The organism is Streptomyces sp. CA-146814, from assembly GCF_050942385.1.
Lineage (GTDB): Bacteria > Actinomycetota > Actinomycetes > Streptomycetales > Streptomycetaceae > Streptomyces.
In genome coordinates, this window is record NZ_CP192068.1 from 3,383,267 (window position 1) to 3,399,690 (window position 16,424).

The 16,424-nt window shown below is 67.5% G+C and carries 19 protein-coding genes and 1 pseudogene; 13 read left to right on the top strand and 7 right to left on the bottom strand.

The genetic code is table 11. From position 1 onward, the window contains the following. Nucleotides 1-2 precede the first annotated feature (2 nt). Nucleotides 3-1,016, bottom strand: coding sequence for a helix-turn-helix transcriptional regulator (locus tag ACQP09_RS14925; protein ID WP_433399518.1), 1,014 nt, complete (start codon nucleotides 1,014-1,016; stop codon nucleotides 3-5). A 136-nt stretch (nucleotides 1,017-1,152) separates the two neighbouring features. Between ACQP09_RS14925 and ACQP09_RS14930 the strand changes: the two genes are divergently transcribed. Further along, a protein-coding gene (locus ACQP09_RS14930; RefSeq protein WP_433406603.1) for an IS5 family transposase occupies nucleotides 1,153-1,949 on the top strand; the annotation gives its coding sequence in 2 pieces (ribosomal slippage) (nucleotides 1,153-1,489 and nucleotides 1,489-1,949; 798 coding nt in all). A gap of 22 nt (nucleotides 1,950-1,971) precedes the next feature. Here ACQP09_RS14930 and ACQP09_RS14935 read toward each other — a convergent pair. Next, the gene (locus ACQP09_RS14935) at nucleotides 1,972-2,241 is read right to left on the bottom strand and encodes a hypothetical protein (protein WP_433399521.1); all 270 of its coding nucleotides are present in this window, start codon (nucleotides 2,239-2,241) and stop codon (nucleotides 1,972-1,974) included. Between the two features lie 121 nt (nucleotides 2,242-2,362). Between ACQP09_RS14935 and ACQP09_RS14940 the strand changes: the two genes are divergently transcribed. Next, on the top strand, nucleotides 2,363-2,782 hold the full coding sequence (locus ACQP09_RS14940) for an Imm10 family immunity protein (RefSeq protein ID WP_433398767.1): 420 nt from the start codon (nucleotides 2,363-2,365) through the stop codon (nucleotides 2,780-2,782). 91 nt (nucleotides 2,783-2,873) lie between these two features. Here ACQP09_RS14940 and ACQP09_RS14945 read toward each other — a convergent pair whose 3' ends face one another. Further along, nucleotides 2,874-3,716, bottom strand: coding sequence for an IS5 family transposase (locus tag ACQP09_RS14945; protein WP_433398764.1), 843 nt, complete (start codon nucleotides 3,714-3,716; stop codon nucleotides 2,874-2,876). A gap of 459 nt (nucleotides 3,717-4,175) precedes the next feature. Here ACQP09_RS14945 and ACQP09_RS14950 point away from each other — a divergent pair, with 459 nt between their 5' ends. Continuing rightward, entirely contained in the window at nucleotides 4,176-4,739 is a 564-nt protein-coding gene (locus ACQP09_RS14950) for an HD domain-containing protein (RefSeq protein ID WP_433399524.1), read from the top strand. Here ACQP09_RS14950 and ACQP09_RS14955 read toward each other — a convergent pair. Further along, nucleotides 4,727-5,194: an NUDIX hydrolase gene (locus ACQP09_RS14955; RefSeq protein ID WP_007493464.1), complete on the bottom strand. Its 468-nt coding sequence runs from the start codon at nucleotides 5,192-5,194 to the stop codon at nucleotides 4,727-4,729. The two genes, ACQP09_RS14950 and ACQP09_RS14955, sit on opposite strands and share 13 nt — an antisense overlap. Then, a complete protein-coding gene (locus ACQP09_RS14960) occupies nucleotides 5,181-5,954 on the bottom strand; it encodes an XRE family transcriptional regulator (protein WP_433399527.1) in 774 nt (257 codons plus the stop codon). The genes ACQP09_RS14955 and ACQP09_RS14960 overlap by 14 nt, the downstream gene beginning before the upstream one ends. Nucleotides 5,955-6,050: 96 nt before the next feature. Here ACQP09_RS14960 and ACQP09_RS14965 point away from each other — a divergent pair, with 96 nt between their 5' ends. The 9 genes and pseudogenes from ACQP09_RS14965 to ACQP09_RS15005 all read left to right on the top strand — a co-directional run bounded on the left by ACQP09_RS14965 (nucleotide 6,051) and on the right by ACQP09_RS15005 (nucleotide 11,500). Then, nucleotides 6,051-6,743, top strand: a complete 693-nt coding sequence (locus ACQP09_RS14965) for an HAD family hydrolase (RefSeq protein WP_433399530.1) — start codon at nucleotides 6,051-6,053, stop codon at nucleotides 6,741-6,743. Between the two features lie 105 nt (nucleotides 6,744-6,848). Continuing rightward, nucleotides 6,849-7,751, top strand: a complete 903-nt coding sequence (locus ACQP09_RS14970) for a radical SAM protein (RefSeq protein WP_433399533.1) — start codon at nucleotides 6,849-6,851, stop codon at nucleotides 7,749-7,751. 61 nt (nucleotides 7,752-7,812) lie between these two features. After that, the gene (locus ACQP09_RS14975; RefSeq protein ID WP_433399536.1) at nucleotides 7,813-8,385 is read left to right on the top strand and encodes a hypothetical protein; all 573 of its coding nucleotides are present in this window, start codon (nucleotides 7,813-7,815) and stop codon (nucleotides 8,383-8,385) included. Beyond that, nucleotides 8,303-8,965 carry a class I SAM-dependent methyltransferase gene (locus ACQP09_RS14980; protein WP_433399539.1) on the top strand — a complete coding sequence of 221 codons (663 nt, stop codon included), beginning with the start codon at nucleotides 8,303-8,305 and terminating at the stop codon, nucleotides 8,963-8,965. Before ACQP09_RS14975 ends, ACQP09_RS14980 begins: the two co-directional genes overlap by 83 nt. 11 nt (nucleotides 8,966-8,976) lie before the next feature. Then, nucleotides 8,977-9,564: a class IV adenylate cyclase gene (locus ACQP09_RS14985; RefSeq protein WP_433399542.1), complete on the top strand. Its 588-nt coding sequence runs from the start codon at nucleotides 8,977-8,979 to the stop codon at nucleotides 9,562-9,564. Nucleotides 9,565-9,583: 19 nt separating this feature from the next. Beyond that, on the top strand, nucleotides 9,584-9,958 hold the full coding sequence (locus ACQP09_RS14990; protein WP_433399545.1) for a hypothetical protein: 375 nt from the start codon (nucleotides 9,584-9,586) through the stop codon (nucleotides 9,956-9,958). A 185-nt stretch (nucleotides 9,959-10,143) separates the two neighbouring features. Continuing rightward, nucleotides 10,144-10,332: pseudogene (locus tag ACQP09_RS14995) on the top strand (NUDIX domain-containing protein); the annotation flags it as partial. A gap of 494 nt (nucleotides 10,333-10,826) precedes the next feature. Then, nucleotides 10,827-11,081, top strand: coding sequence for a type II toxin-antitoxin system VapB family antitoxin (locus tag ACQP09_RS15000; RefSeq protein WP_013001761.1), 255 nt, complete (start codon nucleotides 10,827-10,829; stop codon nucleotides 11,079-11,081). Further along, on the top strand, nucleotides 11,081-11,500 hold the full coding sequence (locus ACQP09_RS15005) for a PIN domain nuclease (protein ID WP_433399549.1): 420 nt from the start codon (nucleotides 11,081-11,083) through the stop codon (nucleotides 11,498-11,500). The genes ACQP09_RS15000 and ACQP09_RS15005 overlap by 1 nt, the downstream gene beginning before the upstream one ends. 205 nt (nucleotides 11,501-11,705) lie before the next feature. Here ACQP09_RS15005 and ACQP09_RS15010 read toward each other — a convergent pair whose 3' ends face one another. Next, complete coding sequence (locus ACQP09_RS15010) at nucleotides 11,706-13,988, bottom strand: 2OG-Fe(II) oxygenase (protein ID WP_433399552.1); 2,283 nt, start codon at nucleotides 13,986-13,988, stop codon at nucleotides 11,706-11,708. A 161-nt stretch (nucleotides 13,989-14,149) separates the two neighbouring features. Between ACQP09_RS15010 and ACQP09_RS15015 the strand changes: the two genes are divergently transcribed. After that, a complete protein-coding gene (locus ACQP09_RS15015) occupies nucleotides 14,150-15,319 on the top strand; it encodes a hypothetical protein (protein WP_433399555.1) in 1,170 nt (389 codons plus the stop codon). Here ACQP09_RS15015 and ACQP09_RS15020 read toward each other — a convergent pair. Continuing rightward, a complete protein-coding gene (locus ACQP09_RS15020) occupies nucleotides 15,291-16,046 on the bottom strand; it encodes a hypothetical protein (protein WP_433399558.1) in 756 nt (251 codons plus the stop codon). The two genes, ACQP09_RS15015 and ACQP09_RS15020, sit on opposite strands and share 29 nt — an antisense overlap. Nucleotides 16,047-16,424: the final 378 nt, after the last annotated feature.

Genomic DNA, 16,424 nt, shown 5'->3' on the forward strand with positions numbered 1-16,424 from the left:
ACTCAGCGCACGCCGCCGCTCGCGTGGAGGGACCCGTTCTCGACGTCATCGGCGTGAACAATGGCATCCGGGATTTCCATGAAATGCATGAGGGCCTTGACGGAGACCTTGTAGCTCCGCCCCGCCCTCGCCACAGGGAAAGGAAATTGTCCCGCCCGGATGAGCCGGTGTGCGGCAGACTCGGCAATCCCCATCGCACTCGCGGCCTCCCGGAGCCCGATGAACGAGGGGTAGAGGTCCGACGCGTAGTAGTAGAGGTTCTGACTGGAAATCCGGGACCGGGCCAGCCGCGAAGCCTTCACCGCCTGACCGATGGACCCCGACCGCCGACCGGCCCGAAGCGCGTCGTGAAAAACCCGCGCCACATCGAAACAGCCCAGCCCCTGAAGCAGTGACCCGAACCGCTCACCTCTGACCTGTTCTGCGACATCCGCATCACGGATACCACTTACATCGATGATCGACAAAGCACGCAGAAGGGAGTCCTGGACAGGTGCTTCCGGCCGGAATATCTCGATCTCGTCAGTCGACCACTCGGAGGACACCGACCGCCCCCGGCTATACGCCACGCCATGCGCGGCCTTCACCATGCGATCCCTCACGTGACGCGGCGGCACACCCATGACCGTGTCAGTCCACACCTCCAACGCGGTTGCCACCATCGCCGCCCGGATTTCATCGCGCTCGACCCCAAAATCACGAGCGACACTCGTGGAGACCTGACGGAACGAGGGAACAATGCAGTCAAGGATCACCAGCCTCCACGTGTCCTCGCCATCCAGATCGCACAACCTCCCCATGGCAATCATGGACTCCCACAGACGAGAAGTCGCAGCCGACCGCACTCCCGAATTGATCGCCTGGGCGCGGAATTTCGGATACGCAGGATGCCGCTTGATGTCGCACTTCGCGGCGTTTCCTACGTGTACGCAGACCAACCCTTCACCGAAATGATCACGAACGGTCCATTCAATTCGATCAAAGACATCCGGCACGACTCGGGCCCCCATCTCCACCGACCATCCACGATCGAGTATGGGCAAGCCGGGCAGAGGAAGGCCCTTCTCCTAACCAGGTCATCAAATCGTGTGATAGATGTTTATATTCAGGCGACGTGTCATTTGGCGTGCTGAGTAGTGTTCGGGCGTGACGATCGTGGAGGGTCTGGTCCCGGACGGGTTGTGGGAGTTGTTCCACCGAGCGGTGCCAGTGGCGCCTGTGCGACCGCAAGGTGGTGGGCGGCGGCGCTACGGCGACCGGGAGGTACTGGCTGCCGTCCTGTTCGTGGCTACCTCCGGCTGCACCTGGCGGCAGACCCCCGAGGTGTTCGGTCCGTCGTGGTCGACGGTGTACCGGCGTTTCACGGAGTGGAGCCAGGCCCGGGTGTGGGCCAGGCTCCACCGCCTGGTGCTGGACGAGCTGGGTGCCCGCGGGGACTTGGACTGGTCGCGGTGCGCGATCGATTCGGTGAACATGCGGGCCCTGAAAAAGGGGACCTGACGGGTCCCAATCCTGTAGATCGGGGCAAGTTCGGCTCGAAGATCCACTTGATCACTGACCGGGCCGGTCTGCCCCTTTCCGTCGGCATCTCCGGCGCCAATCTCCACGACAGCCAGGCACTTGAGCCGCTCGTGCGCGGGATACCGCCGATCCGATCCCGCCGTGGCCCGCGTCGACGACGACCGGCCAAACTCTATGCGGACAAGGCCTACGACAACCGCCACTTGCGGCAATGGCTCCGTTCCCGGCACATCACACCCCGCATCGCCCGTAAAGGCATCGAGTCCTCCGAGCGGCTCGGGCGCCACCGCTGGACGATCGAGCGAACGATGTCCTGGCTTGCAGGATGCCGCCGTCTGCACCATCGCTACGAGCGCAAGGCCGACCACTTCCTCGCCTTCGCCGGCATCGCCGCTACCCTTATCTGCTACCGGCGACTCGCCAGATAGCAATACCCTTCGGCACTCCAGGTCAGCGCCACTCGGGCGGAATGTTGGCGAGCTGCGTCAGCAGGTCCCAGTCAGCTGAACGGAACTTCGGGTCGTGCCATTGGGCGCCGCCGGCGACCCAGTATCCACGCAGCTCGCGGACCTGCGACACGTTGTCATCGCCGATGCCGGATTCGTTGTAGCAGCAGGGGCAGATGACGTACTTCGGTACGCCGTACTCGTCGAACACCGCTTCGCCATCGTCGTACCCGCAGATCCGGCAGGCGGTCTCGGTCTTGTCGTCCATGCTCATCTCGGCCAGAGCCTACCGATCGACGCTAAATGACACGACGTCTCAAAGAGCGTTTTATCCTACCGGGAGTGTTTGGTAATGCACCCTGCATCGGCCGCGACGGGTCTGGTAGAACACGTGTGTGGTCTACAGATTCATTGCGAACATCGCCTATGGGTGGCAGGACAAGCGTCCGCCGGACAGTTACGTTCCCACTGCCGGAGTTGCTGAGTCGAAGGACGAGGAAAGTTTCGCGCTCGAGTTCCAGTGTGGCTTCGGGGAACCCGACGAACAGGACATCCGCAACGGCTGCGATTCTTACTGCGTCGTCACTCCCGACCAGAACACCGCGTACGGATGCGTGCGCACCGTGGAGCTGGAAGGCAACCTCCTGCGCGTCACCTTCAACCCCGCGTACCTGCACGATCTGTGCTTGGACGATCCAGTGGTCGAGGCACTCCTGCGGGCGCCGGATGAAGACGTTACTCGTATGCGAGAGGCACTCACGCGCATCCTCACCTACGGTCGCCCTGACGCACTACCGACCTTGATTGCTGTCTGAATCTGCCGACACGGACGTCGTCAGGATCTCGCCGGTATCTTTCGGCGAGGCTCATAGTGCGGACGGGCTGGGGGTGGGCGTGGCTTGACGCCTATGAGTTCTTCCAGTTGGGGGTCGATTCTCGGGTGAGTCTGCGGCTCATGAGGTCGATCATCGCCAGTTGGATCATGGCTTCGGAGCGGTGGGGGTGGGTTTCGTAGTCGCGGGCGAGGCGGCGGTGGTGCATGAGCCAGCCGAAGGTCCGCTCGACGACCCAGCGCCGCGGGATCACCTTGAAGCCCTTCTGGGCGGGGTCGCGGCGGGTGACTTCGACGTCGATGCCCAGGCGGGCGCCGTGGTCGATGGCCTTGGTGCGGTAGCCACTGTCGGCCCACGCCTTCGTGACGCGGGGGTGACCTTCGGCGATGTTCGAGAGCAGGTGGATTCCGCCGGCGTTGTCGGAGACGCTGGCGGCGGTGACCAGCACGGCCAGGAGGAGCCCGGCGGTGTCGACGCCGATGTGGCGTTTGCGGCCCGCGATCTTCTTGCCTGCGTCGATGCCCTGGCCGGCCGAGGGCACGTTGGCAGAGGTCTTGATGCTCTGGGCGTCGAGGATGCAGGCGCTGGGCTCGGCGTCTCGGCCCTCGGCCTTCCGGACAAGCCGTCGCAGGAGTCCGTTGAGCTGGTCGAAGACGCCGTCCTTCTGCCAGGCGGCGAAGTATCCGTAGACGGTTTCCCACGGGGCGAAGTCGTGTGGGAGGTAGCGCCAGGGGATCCCGGTCCGGTCGACGTAGAGGATGGCGTCCATGATCCGGCGCAGGTCGTGTTCGGGCGGCCGCCCGATGTCCAGGCCCTTCCCTCTGCGTTCTGCTCGCCAGGCTGTCAGGGTTGGCTCAAGCAGTTCCCAACGGGCATCGGACAGGTCACTGGGGTACGGCCGTTGTCGGCGAGGCATGTTTCCGTAGTACCGATGGCTACCGTCCGACCACAGGGCGCAAACAGGCGCGACCGGGGGCGTGTTGGGATCAGACAGGAGCGAAGGGACCGAAACGGGCCCTCGAAGGCTGTCACCCGCCCCATCTGCCACAACAAGCGGCTGCCGCCTCAGCCGGCCCGAAGCGGCCTGCCACCTGAACTGCAACTAAGCTCCCCTATCAGGACAAAACGCTCTTTGAGTCACCGATTCCGAAACCACCACACACCCGCCGCGACCGCGAGAGCGCCGATACTGCTGAAGATGCCGTGCACGATCCCACGGGCAGCCGTTGCAAGCCCCTTCCTCACCAGGCAGCGGGAGATGAAAATTGATCTTCTGACCTGTGGCGACGCGGGCATGGCCGGTGTCGGCCGGAACCGATACGAGTCACGCCCCTGGCCACGCTTGTACGAGCCGTGCCCCGGGCAGAGAGCTCGCATGGGTGATCTGATCGAGGAGTGGGCGACGCAGGTCGCAGAGGCCGAACTCAGCAGCACGCTTCCACGACGGTGGGCGCATACGCAGGGAGTGACAGAGCGCGCTGCCGAAGTAGGTCAGGTTCTCGGCCGAGATTCCGGCCTGCTCATCGCCTCCGCCACCCTGCACGACGTCGGGTACGCCCCCCGACTTGCGGCGACCGGCTTCCATCCGCTGGACGGGGCCCGGTTCCTTCGTGACGAGCATGGAGCCGACGAGCGGCTGGTACGGCTCGTCGCCAACCATTCGTTCGCGCTGCTGGAAGCCGGGGAGCGGGGGCTACGGGAAGAGCTGTCGAGCGAGTTCCCCCTGCTGGAGCAGCCGCTGCTCGTGGACGCCCTCGTGTACTGCGACATGACGACCACGCCTGACGGCGACCGAACCACCGCGCAGGACCGGGTCGCGGAGATCCGCAGCCGTTACGGGGACGACAGCGTGGTCGGGCGGTTCATCCGCCGGGCGGCCCCGGAGATCTTCTCCTCCGTGGAGCGGGTGGAAGCAGCCCTGGCGACTCAACCGAGGTAGGGGTAGGTGCCGGCGAGATAGTCCCCGATCTGTTGGCGCATGCTCGGGTGGATGTCGTACTGGTCGAGGTCGGCCGGCTGGACGAAGCGGACGCCGTCGGCCTCCTCGTTGATCGTCGGCACTCCGCCGACGGGTCGGCCGATGTAGGTGTTCTCGTACTGCTGGCGGATCTCACCGTCGGTGTAGGCGACGATGTGGTTCGGGTTGGTGTAGACGCCGAGGAACCCGGTGAGCTCCGCGATGATGCCGGTCTCCTCCAGGCACTCGCGCACCGCGCACTCGGCCGCGGTCTCGCCGATGTCCTGGGCTCCGCCGGGGAGGGCCCACTGGCCGGTGTCGCGGCGACGCTGGAGGAGGATGGCGCCCGTCTCGTCGGCGACGAGCAGGTTGCTGGCCGGGATGAGGGTGTTCGCCTTCGGGGCAGAGGGGTCGTTGTAGTACTCAGTCCTGCCCATGGTCGGCGGTCCTCTCATGGTCGGGTGCCCATTGCCTCGCGGCGGCCCAGACGGCGTCGAAGCTTTCAGCGTAGTTGTCGAACCACCCTGTATCGCCTGTTCTCTTGAGGTGCAGGACGGGGTTGGCGCTGGCCGGTTGGCCCCAGATGTGCGGGTTGACGAGCAAGTTGTCGTCGTAGCGGAACATGGACGTGTAGAGGGTGGTGTCGTGGAGTCGTACGCCGCACCCGGCCTCGCCCAGCAGCGGGCGGTAGTACGTCAGTGAAGCGCGGATCTTGGCGGCGAGGGTGTCGCCGATTCCCTCCTCGCGACCCCGTACGGCGACTGCCTGCCCGTCGGGGTCGCCGAAGCACAGGCGGACCCGGACGCCCTCGGCGGCGCGCTCGGAGATCATCTTGGCGACGTGGGGGTTGGACTGGGCGAAGAAGGTGCCGGAGAAGACGAGGACGCCGATCTCGTGCCGAGCCTCTCGCAGCAGTGCGAGCCACACGTCCCGGGGCACGCTGGCCCGGTTCTGGTAGGTGCCGACCAGCTCGGCGCCTAACCCGTCCCTCGGCCGGCCTGGACGCTTGGACGGCTCGGGCCAGAGAAAGGTCTCTTCGACGCGCAGGTGTCGCGCGACGCGGAAACGGTGCCGTGCATGGGGAATCCGTCCGCCCAGCCATCGACTGACCGTCTTGGGATCTACCTCGCAGATCTCGGCGAGTGCATCGGGCGAGACGCCGCGTTGGCCGAGCACAGTGCGCAGTCGGTTGTTCACAGCAGCCATCGAATCGGCACGGCGCGTGATCGCGCAAGGACGTTTTGGGACGCAGTCCGTTGTAGTGGAACCTCGCGGACTGCCTACTCTGGCGGCATGGAGCTCTTCGTCCTGTGGGACATCGACCACACCCTCATCGAGAACTCGGGGGTCAGCAAGGAGATCTACGCCGCTGCCTTTCGTGCCCTCTCAGGTCGGGAGCCCACGGAGCCGGCGCGCACTGAGGGGCGTACGGATCGTCTGATCATGCGCGACATGTTCGCCCGCGAAGGGCTGCCCGTGCCCGACTGGCACCTCATCGAAGCAGCACTCGCCCAGGCAGGGGATGCGCGCCTGGAGGAGCTGCGCAGGCGCGGGACCGCCCTGCCCGGTGTGCACGACGCCCTGAAAGCCGCCTCGGCTCAGACCGGTTGGATCACCTCAGTCCTCACCGGCAATGTCGCCGCCAACGCCCGTGTGAAGCTTGCCGCGTTCGGCCTCGACTCCCTGCTTGATCTACCGGTCGGCGCCTACGGAGCGGACGCCGAACTCCGCCCCCACCTGGTCGCTGTCGCCCGCGAGCGCGCACAGCGGCTTCATGGTGTTCCGGCCGACACCCCCACCGTCCTCGTCGGGGACACCCCTCGTGACGTGGAAGCGGCTCTGACCACAGACTCCGGCATCCTCGCCGTCGCCTCCGGCATCCACACCCAGGAGGAACTGACCGCCGCCGGAGCCGTCGAAGTCCTGCCCGACCTGTCGGACACGAAGCGTGTCCTCGGCATCCTGGAGTCCTTCGCAGGTCACTGAAAACGTCCCAGGACGTCCTTGGACCGTCCCCGAACGCGGTGTCGAGGTCCCCGAGCAGAAGGCCACTATCAGGCTCCCACCAGGCAACCAGCCGAAGGAGCCGACGTGATCGAGGAAGTCACCGGGATCAAGAAGATCCGCATGTTGTACCTGCAGCTGCTCTACCGCTGCAACTTCACGTGCCTGCACTGCTTCCACGGCAAACGGCTCCAGTACGCCGACGCCTTCACCGTCGACGAAGCCGCGGATCTTCTCACCCTGATGCGGGACCAGTACGGCACCGAGGCCGTGACCCTGCTCGGCGGAGAGCCCTTCGTTCACCGGGACCTCGCGCAGGTCGTCCGCCACACCAAAGAGGAATTGGGCCTGCGCGTCGAGATCTGCACCAACGGGTACCGGATCGAGCGCCGTCTGACCGAGATCGCCCCCTCCCTGGACCTGCTCAGGGTTTCGCTGGAGGGCGTCGGGTCGACCAACGACGGCATCCGAAAGCAGGGCAGCTACAAGAGCGCCCTGGAGGCGCTCCGGCTGGCTCGGGATCTCGGCGTTCCGACCGGCGCGACCATGACCGTCACCTCGCGGAACATCGCCGAAGTCCTACCCCTCGGAAGGGCCTTGGCGGAGCTCGGGGTCCAGCAGCTCAAGCTCCACCACCTGCGGCCGGTCGGCAACGCCGCCGATCATCCCGAGCTGCTGGTCACCTCCCCTTCCGCCTACGGCCGGCTACGGGACGAGCTGGCGTCAGCCGATCTGCCCTTGGAGGTGATCGTCGACGAGGACCTCTCCGAGGACGGCGCCCCGCAGATGTGCGCCCCCTCCGACGGCCCTCGCGAGATCGACCGCATCGAGGTCGACCCGCGCGGTGCGCTGACCATGTCCTGCAAGGCCGTGGGCAAGGACGCGCACGCCTTCTGGTACGAGAAGGCGGCAGGACGCATCGTCCACAAGCCCTCGTCCGTCGACGAGCTCACCCTCGCGGTTCCGGACGTGGTGTACGGACGTGCCTGATCACCCGCGTTTCGAGAGCCTGGAGGGCTTACGCGGCACCGGCAAATCCACCCTGGCGCCCATGCTCGCCGTCGCCCGGCAGGCCGTCCTCGTCGCTACCGTCCCGCTGCCCTACCAGCCGCTCAGACAGGCGCTGGACGAGCGGACGAACGTAGAGGCACGGATGTGCTTCTACCTCTCGGGCCTGTTCACCGCGGCCGAGGAGATCCAGCACCACCTCGACGCCGGCGTCCCGGTCGTCGTCGAGAGCTACTTCGCCCGGTGTCTCACCACTCACCGGGCCTTGGGAGCACGACTCGGTGTCACCCTGCCGAGCTGGCTGCCGACACCCGTTACCTACCACCTCGTCTGCGACGACGACGAGAGACAGCGTCGACTCGCTGGGCGGAACAAGCTGGTGTCGCGGTGGGACTCACTGATCGAGACCGTTACGGACCAGGTGACGGACGCCTACGCATCGTTCCCGATGCATCGCGTCGACACCACGGGGCGCAATCCCGACGAAGCCCTTCGAGTGATCATGGATACCGAGACGCAAGGAGCGCACCCCCATGCAGACTCAGAGCCTGTGGGAGCACACCCTCACGTTCTTCCCGCAGTTCCTCGCCACGCTGCGGGAACGTGTCGCCCCTGACTCCACCGTCGCCGTGGTCGGCGCGAGCGACGGCAAGTTCGTCCTGCCCCTCGCCACCGCCGGCTACCGCGTCGTCGCCGTCGAACGCGACGCGGTAGCCCTCCACGGGGGCGACGTCCACCTCCCGGGTGACAGCCAGGCCCACGCGCTGGGACTGATCGCTCGACTGAAGCTCGAAGAACTCCACGAACGCGTAGAGGTCGTGGAGGACGATTTCCTGGACGGCGAGCCCCTGGGCCTGCAGTGCGACGCGGTCTGGACGAGCTGCTCGTGGCACTACAGTGCCAACCACCACCGCCCGCTCGGCGAGTTCGTCGACCGCATGCAGCGCCTGGTCCGCCCAGGCGGCGTGTTCGGCGCGGAGTTCATGATGCCCGTCGAAAGACGCCACCACATGATCGAGCACTACACCTCCCCGGAACGCCTTCACCCCCACTTCATCGGCGACTGGGAGGTCCTGCTCACCCTGCGCACCACCGAGTTCACGGAACGCGCCCACGTCGGCCAGTTGCACGACCATACCCACCGCATGGGCCTCCTGCTCGCGGCCCGGACGTCCACCCTCACCGACCACTTCTGAAAGAAGACCCTATGAAGCACGAATACGAGGCGAAGTTCCTGGCCGTCGACGTCGCCGACCTCCAGAACAAACTGAGCGCACTCAATGCGGTCCAGGCGTTCCCCCGCACGCTCCTCACCCGCAAGATCTTCGAGAACGACTCCCTCGACGGCGGAGCCTGGATCCGTCTGCGGGACGAGGGCACCCGCTCGACGCTCACGCTCAAGCAGGTCACCGACGCCACGACGATCGACGGCACCAAGGAGATCGAGACCGAGGTCACCGACCTGCATGCCATGGCCGACATCCTGCGCCGGGTCGGCCTCGCCGAGGTCCGGTACCAGGAGAACTACCGCGAGGAATGGCGCTTGGGCGAGGTCGCCTTCGACTTCGACACCTGGCCGGACCTTCCCACCTTCCTGGAGATCGAAGGGCCCGACGAGGCATCGGTACGCCAGGCCGCCGCCCTGCTGGACCTCGACTACTCCGAGGCCCGGTTCGGCAGCGTCGACGAGATCTACAAGAGCGAGTCCAGCCGCGACATCCTCGCCGAGCCCACGCTCCTGTTCTCCGAAGCCGAGAAGCAGAAGGACGCTTCTCCCACGGCCCAGAACCGTTGATCACGGAGGGAGACGAGCGATGCTGACGGAAGTCGCCCTACAGCACAGGGTGATCCCCGGGATCGCCGAGTTCGCCCGAGGAGGACTGCCCTCACCGGCGGCCACCGACGACGGCAACGAGTGGGTCGACGGACTCTGCTGGCTCCACTGCGGACAGCGGTGGACGCGCGTCCTGTGGATCGGCCCCGCCAGAGTCGCCGGGGCCCAGGCCCCGATGTACGCGTGCGGCGCCTGCATCAGCGAGCTGCAGGAACGGGTCTGGCAATCCTTCTTCAACGAGAACCGCTCGGCCGGCTCCACCCGGCCGAGCGAATCCGCCGAGGTGGGACAGTCGGCCTCCGGCAAGAGAACCGGCAAGCATCGGGGTCAGAGCGGGCTCTTCCGCCGTAGTTGAGCCCCCGCCCCGGTCACGCTGGCGCCCGCTGTCCCCCTCAGCGAGAGCCCGTGGCCGGGGCGGATCTCTGGCGTGCGCGCCTTTGGCGGAGGCCCCGAGACGAACGGCCTGACAACGCGGCGACCGCTTCAAGTCCACCGATACGGTCTTCCCCCACCCATCCCGGCCGCCCTGGAGGAGCAGACGTGACGCAGCAGACCACGGACGAGCGGCCGGGCATCGCCGCCGCCATCGTCGTTCACGAAGGCCGTGCGCTCATGGTCCGCCACCGGGTGAGTGAGGGGCAGCTCTCCTGGCAGCCCCCCGCAGGTGAAGTCGAGCCTGGCGAGGAGTGTGAGGCGCTCACGCATCGCTCACGCAAGCAACGTGACGGCAACCCGGCCGTGTGACGCGCCATGCCCGAGCAACAGAAAACCCCAGGTCAGATGTCTGACCTGGGGTTCTTCAGGGCCGCCTTCGGGATTCGAACCCGAGACCTACGCATTACGAGACCATGAGCGATCGTGTTGACTGGTACCTCGTCGTGCTCTGTAGTGACGTTCTTCCTGATCAGAGCACGTGCGACAGGTTGACCCTTGCCACCCCGTGACGCAGTGTCCAAAGGCGTCTGTCCACCGGCTGTCCACCGACGGGGCTGCTTGGCCAGCCGCCTCTCGCCATCCCGTCGCTTCTGATGCAACCCACGGCAGGGGCGGAGCCTGACATTAGGGACGACTGTCCATCTTCCACAAGGAGTGACCGCGCGGCATGTCGCCATGAACGCCGCAGCCTCCGTCCATGAGGGGAACCCCGAGATCGAAACGATATCTTCTACATTCAATGAATGGTATCGTTTCACTAGCGGAAGCATCTCCGAGAGGATCTCCACATGGCCAGAACCGTCATCGACCTCGATGAAGACATGGTCACCGAGGCCATGCGCATCTTCGGGACCAAAACGAAGGCCAAAGCCGTCCGCCTCGCCATGGAAGACGCCGTCAAGAGGCACCTGCGGCAGGAGGGCTTCGACGCCATGGAGGCCGGCGAGCTCGACTTCAGTGAAATCGTCGAGAACACCGGGCCCCGTAATGCAGACGGCTCCCTCAAGCACAATGGCGACCGCGACGGAGGCCGGGCCGCCTGATGCAGGACCGCTACCTGATCGACAAATCCGCCCTCGCCCGCTGGACGAAGCCGAACGTCAAGGACGTACTCAAGCCCCTGCACGAGCGCTACCTCCTCGCCGTGTGCCAGCCCACCGAGTACGAGATGATCCACTCCGCACGGGACAGCTCGGAGGCGACACAGATCAGCACCTGGCTCCACGCCTTCGACTACCTACACACCGACGACCACGCCTTCGCCCGCGCCCTGGAAGTCCAGCGCCACGCCCTCAACGCGGGTTTCCACCGTGCTCTGTCCCTCCCCGACCTGCTGATCGCCGCCACGGCAGAACTGCACCAGCGGACGGTCCTCCACTACGACGGCGACTTCGACATGATCGCCTCCCTCACCGGCCAACCCACCGAATGGGTCGTCCCGCCCGGCAGCGCCGACCGTTGAGCAGGTCGAGCCTCCCGCCCAATCTCGCAGGGTAGGTACATCTCCGGCGGTAGCGCGGCGCCCGGACGGTCAAGCTCGGGGGCGAAGACGGTCGCCGGTGATGACTTTCCGCGCCAGTGGCAACGCCCTGGCGGTCACTTCGGTCGACGAGCCGGTTCCGATGGGGCATATCCGCGCGACGTGGCCACCCGGCCGGAGGCCGCGGTCATCCGTTCCGCAGCGACATCAGCCATGCCAGGTCCGCCGCCGCCTGACGGCGGACCGTCTGCTCACGGGTGAACAGTTCCTGGGTCTTCGTCAGCACCAGCGTGTACGGGCGCCCCTGCCGCCTGGTCTGGTGGCGCACCGGCAACTCGGCCGAGTCGATCCTCGTGTGCACATGCCGTCGCCCCTCCTTCGCCAGCGGCCATTCGAGGACCTGTCGCGACCGGGAGCCGAGAAAAGCGCCAAGGGCACGGCACAGCTCACAACCGCACCCGGACCATGCCACCGACCAGTCGTCGGCAGCGCGCGGCGCCCGCTCGCACACCGCGGGAAGCCGGTCCGCGCAGTGCCGCGCGATCGCGTCGAGCCCCGCCGCGCCCGACACGGAGGACGTGCTCGCCTCCGCGGCGTGGCGCAGCAGCGGCATCAGGCACTCCAGTACCGTGTCCCCGCACTCGCGCAGAGCTGCGAGGATCCCGTCCCGCAGCTCTTCATCGGCCGCCACGAGTACGTGTCCGAGCGGCAGGGCCAGCTGCCGCAGCCGCGTACTGCGGGTCTCGGCAGGCCCGGTCGTCGTCCACAGCCGCAGACCGCTGTCCACCGCGGCCCAGGCCCCGGCGGACAACAGCCGTGCCACCGCCGACGCCCGATGCTCACGAAGCTTCGCGCACAGCTCCGGCAACCGCTCGGTCCACTCGTACCGCATCGACTGGAGGTGGTGCTCCGACGCGAACCAGGCGTCGACCACCCGGCGCATCCACCCGGTCCCGTACCGCTCGGCCACCGCGGCGAGTCCGTCCGCGTGCTCCGGGCCGAGCGCACCCGCCCGGAACGGCTCCAGCAGCATCGCCGCGGTCTCGGCCGCGTCCAGGCCCGAGGCCACCTGCAACGCGCTGTCCAACAGGTCGGGTTGCGGACGGATGCTCTTCCAGAACGGTGCCAGGGATCGGGCCTGGTCGCGCGCCCGGTCCACATCGCCCCGCGCAATGACGACGCGCAGTTCCTCCAGAGCCCACCGCGATCCCGCCTCGCCGCGTGCCGCGAATGCCCGCTCACGCGGCCACACGACGACGGCAGCCCGCCGGTACCACCGGTCCAGCGTGTTGCCGTAGTTGCCCATGTAGCCCTCGTACTGGGAGGCGCAGGGCGTCAGGTCCGCGTTCGCGGTGCTCGCGCACACCTCGTAGTCGTGAACCCACAACGAGATCTCTTCGCCACCGGTGCCGTCCGGACCGGTCCACCAGCCCAAGGTGATCTCGTCGTCGACCAGCTCCTGCAGGACGTAGTCCCCGTCCTCGCCCTCATCGCCGCTCTCCTCCTCATCGTCTTCGCCGTACCCGTAGTCGTCCCAGGGATCCTCCCCCTCGGGATGGGCGTCCCAGGTCTCCTTCACCTCGGCCAGGGCCAGCACCGACTCGCACCCGGCCTGCCCGGCGGCGGCGCGCAGCAGAGCGGCACGCCCCGCGTCGGCGCCCTTGAGCCGCTCCCAGCTCAGGCCGCGCTGGGTGTACTCGTGATCGAGCAGATACACGAGCCGGTTCGGTGGATCCAGCTCACGGGTGCCGTAACGCGGCTTGGCCGACGAGCCGAAGTGCCGGCCCAGACTGTGCGCCAGCTCCGCCAGCGGCCCGGACACCTCGCCCGACGTCCCCGGCTCAGCAAGCAGGTTGAAGGTGAGCGTCACCCGGTACCCGGAGCGGACCGGAGTGACCTGGTGCCGGCAGTCGGCATAGAAGGCGACAAGCGTCAGATCCGTCTTCGAGGCACGGTAGGCGCACTTCCGCCCAGCATGCTCGACGACCAGTTCTCCCCCCGTGTGCGCCGAAGGCAGGGAGACCACCAGCGTGCCCACCATCGCGTCGTCCTTCTCCGAATCCTGGTGCGGAAGGAAGAACTGGCCCTTGCCGTACACCAGCATCGCGTGCGGCTCAGCCCGCAGCAGCGTCGCCGACGGGAGACCGAGATCGTCCCGGAAATGCTCCAGCGGGCCGCTCAGCAGCGACGACCAGGAAGGACCGGCAAGACTGAGCTGATCCGGCAGGATCTGCCAGGTGTCACGCACACTGGTGTCGCTCAGCGTCTGTTCGCCCCGCCCGAACAACGCCGGCCGTGCCACCGAGATCAGCCGCTTCACCTGTGGCGCCCGTAGCGGAAGACGCACCGGCCCGACCCCGGCCACCTCAAAGCCCAGGCCGGCCACCGGCGCCTCCAGCCGGGCGCTGAAGGCCCCCGCCGCCTTCGCCTCACCGAGCAGCCTGGCCAGCCGTTCCCTGGGTGTCACCATCACACGCCTGCCCTCCGAACCCTGCCGGTCCGTCGTCCTCGCCTCGATCCTACGAACCCGACGGCACCGGCAGGACCGTAACCGTGGATGAGCCCCGAACGAGGGGTCCCGGCCCATCCCCGCCATATGAGCCGCAGCGCGCAGCGGTAGTCTGCACGGCCGTGAGCGAGTACCAGTACTACGAGTTCCAGGCCATCGATCGGCCGTTGACCAAGGACGAACTGGAGCAGGTGCGGGGGCTGTCGGGCCGGGCCACGATCAGCGCGACGCACTTCGTCAACGAGTACCACTACGGCGACTTCCGCGGCGATGAGCGCAAACTGATGGAGCAGCTGTACGACGCCCACCTGTACTTCGCCAACTGGGGATCACGGCGCCTGATGCTGCGCCTGCCCACCGCCCTGCTGCCCGCCCGCAGCGCCGAACCGTACTGCGCGGAAGACGCCTTGACCCGCTGGACCAGGAAAGGGCACCTGCTGCTCGACTTCTCCTACCAGGCCGAGGACGGCGCCGAGTGGGACTTCGAGACCTCCTTCACCCTCGCCTCGTTCATCACCTTGCGTGCCGAACTCGCCGCAGGCGACCTGCGCCCCCTCTATCTGGCCTGGCTCTCCGCACTCACCCGCTGGGAGTTGGAGGAGGACGTCGACGAGGACGAGTACACCTCCACCCTCGAACCGCCCGTACCCGCCGGCCTCGCCCACCTCACCGGCCCGCAACAGACCCTGGCGGACTACCTTCACGTCGACCCGCATCTGCTCACCGCGGCTGCCCGCGCCAGCGGTACCGCCCCTTCCCAGGCGATCGACAAGGACGCGCTCATCGCCTGGATCCGCGCCCTGCCACCACACGAGAAGGACAGCCTGCTGCTGGACGCTGCCCTGGGCACCGCCCCACAACCGGGCCCCGCCCTGCTGGCCCGCCACCGCACCGTGTCCCACGGCTCAGCCCAACCGTCCGCCGCTGCCCGGCGCCGCTCAGCCGCGGAACTCCTCGACGCCGCCCACGAGGTGCGCACCGAGCACACCCGACAGCAGGAACAGGCCCGCGCCCAGACCCGCCGAGCCGAACAGCGGGCTCGCGAGAACCACCTGGACCGCCTGGCCGAGAACACCCAGCAAGCCTGGCAGGACATCGCCCACCTGATCGGGAAAAAACAACCCGGCCCCTACGACACCGCCGTCACCCTCCTGAAGGATCTCCGCGAGGTCCACGACCGGGCCGGCACCCCCGAGGAGTTCGCCCGACGCCTCCATGACCTGCGCGAACAGCACCACGGCAAGCCCTCACTGATGCGCCGCCTCACCGACGCCGGCCTGACAGCCCGCTGAGCCGCGCTCGGATGCGGTCGCGCGGCCCCTCGGCCAGGACGCGGAGCGCCGCGAGGGCAGCCAAGCGGCCTGTGGCGGACAGGGAGATCGGGGCGTCGACGGACCGGTCCCGCTCGTCGAGGTAGCCGAGTTCGCGGCCGGTGTGCCAGAACCTCCACAGCAGCCGCTCGGTGTCCTTCACCTCCATCGCGGTACCGTCAGCGTGGGTGAATCCCGCAGCAAGCACCGGATGGACGGCATCGCACAGGTCCTCGCGGAGCCGGGGCTCCGCCCACAGCGCGCCCAAGGCGCACTCGGCCACCTGCCGCTCCGCCACGGTGGTGCCGAGCCAGGCCAGCGCAGCCGTATGCTGACGCAGCTGGTGATCCGCCAGCTGCGCGCGCCCGGCCGCCGAGAGCTTGAGCGTGCGATGGCGCTTGGTCACCAGCCGGTGAATGCGGGCGAGTTCGTGCAGGTCGGCCAGCTGGAACAGGTCCGCCTCCGAGCGCGGCCCCTTGCCGATCGGGTACCAGTGCGAATAGCGGGCGAACGCGGCAGCCACCACCTCCCGTGGCAGGTAGCCGGCCTGGGTCAGGGTGACACCGCCGCCGATCTGCTCCAGCAGCCACCGCAGCGGCTCCGCCGTGTCCACGGGTGCCGCGGCCGGCTCCTCCAGAGCAGGCAAGACGGCGGCGAGCAGAGCGCGGCGCTCGGTCGGGCGCCGCGGCCCACAACTCGCGCCGTTCACGCCGCACGGCCTCCAGCGGGGCGCGGCCCTCGAACCCGGGCTGCACGGTGGTGAGCCAGTGCTGGACGAACCGTCGGCGCGCGGCCGGGAACGTACGCACGTCCGGGTCGAGCTCGCCCTCGTCCAGAGCCTGCTCCAGCCGACGTTCGAGGTTGGCACGGGCCAGCGCTTCCCGGACGCCCATGACCTGCCCCCAGCTCAGCTCGGGAACGTCCGGCGGAGTCGTGGGCGAGGCGGTCGCCGCCTTGTGGCAGGCCGCGAAACCCGCCTCCTCGGAGCGCTGCCAAGCCGCCAGCACCTGAACTTTGGTTGCGCTCGCACACACCGCGGCGCCCCGAACACGGCCGACTCCGGCCAGCAGATCGGCCAGTACGGCGA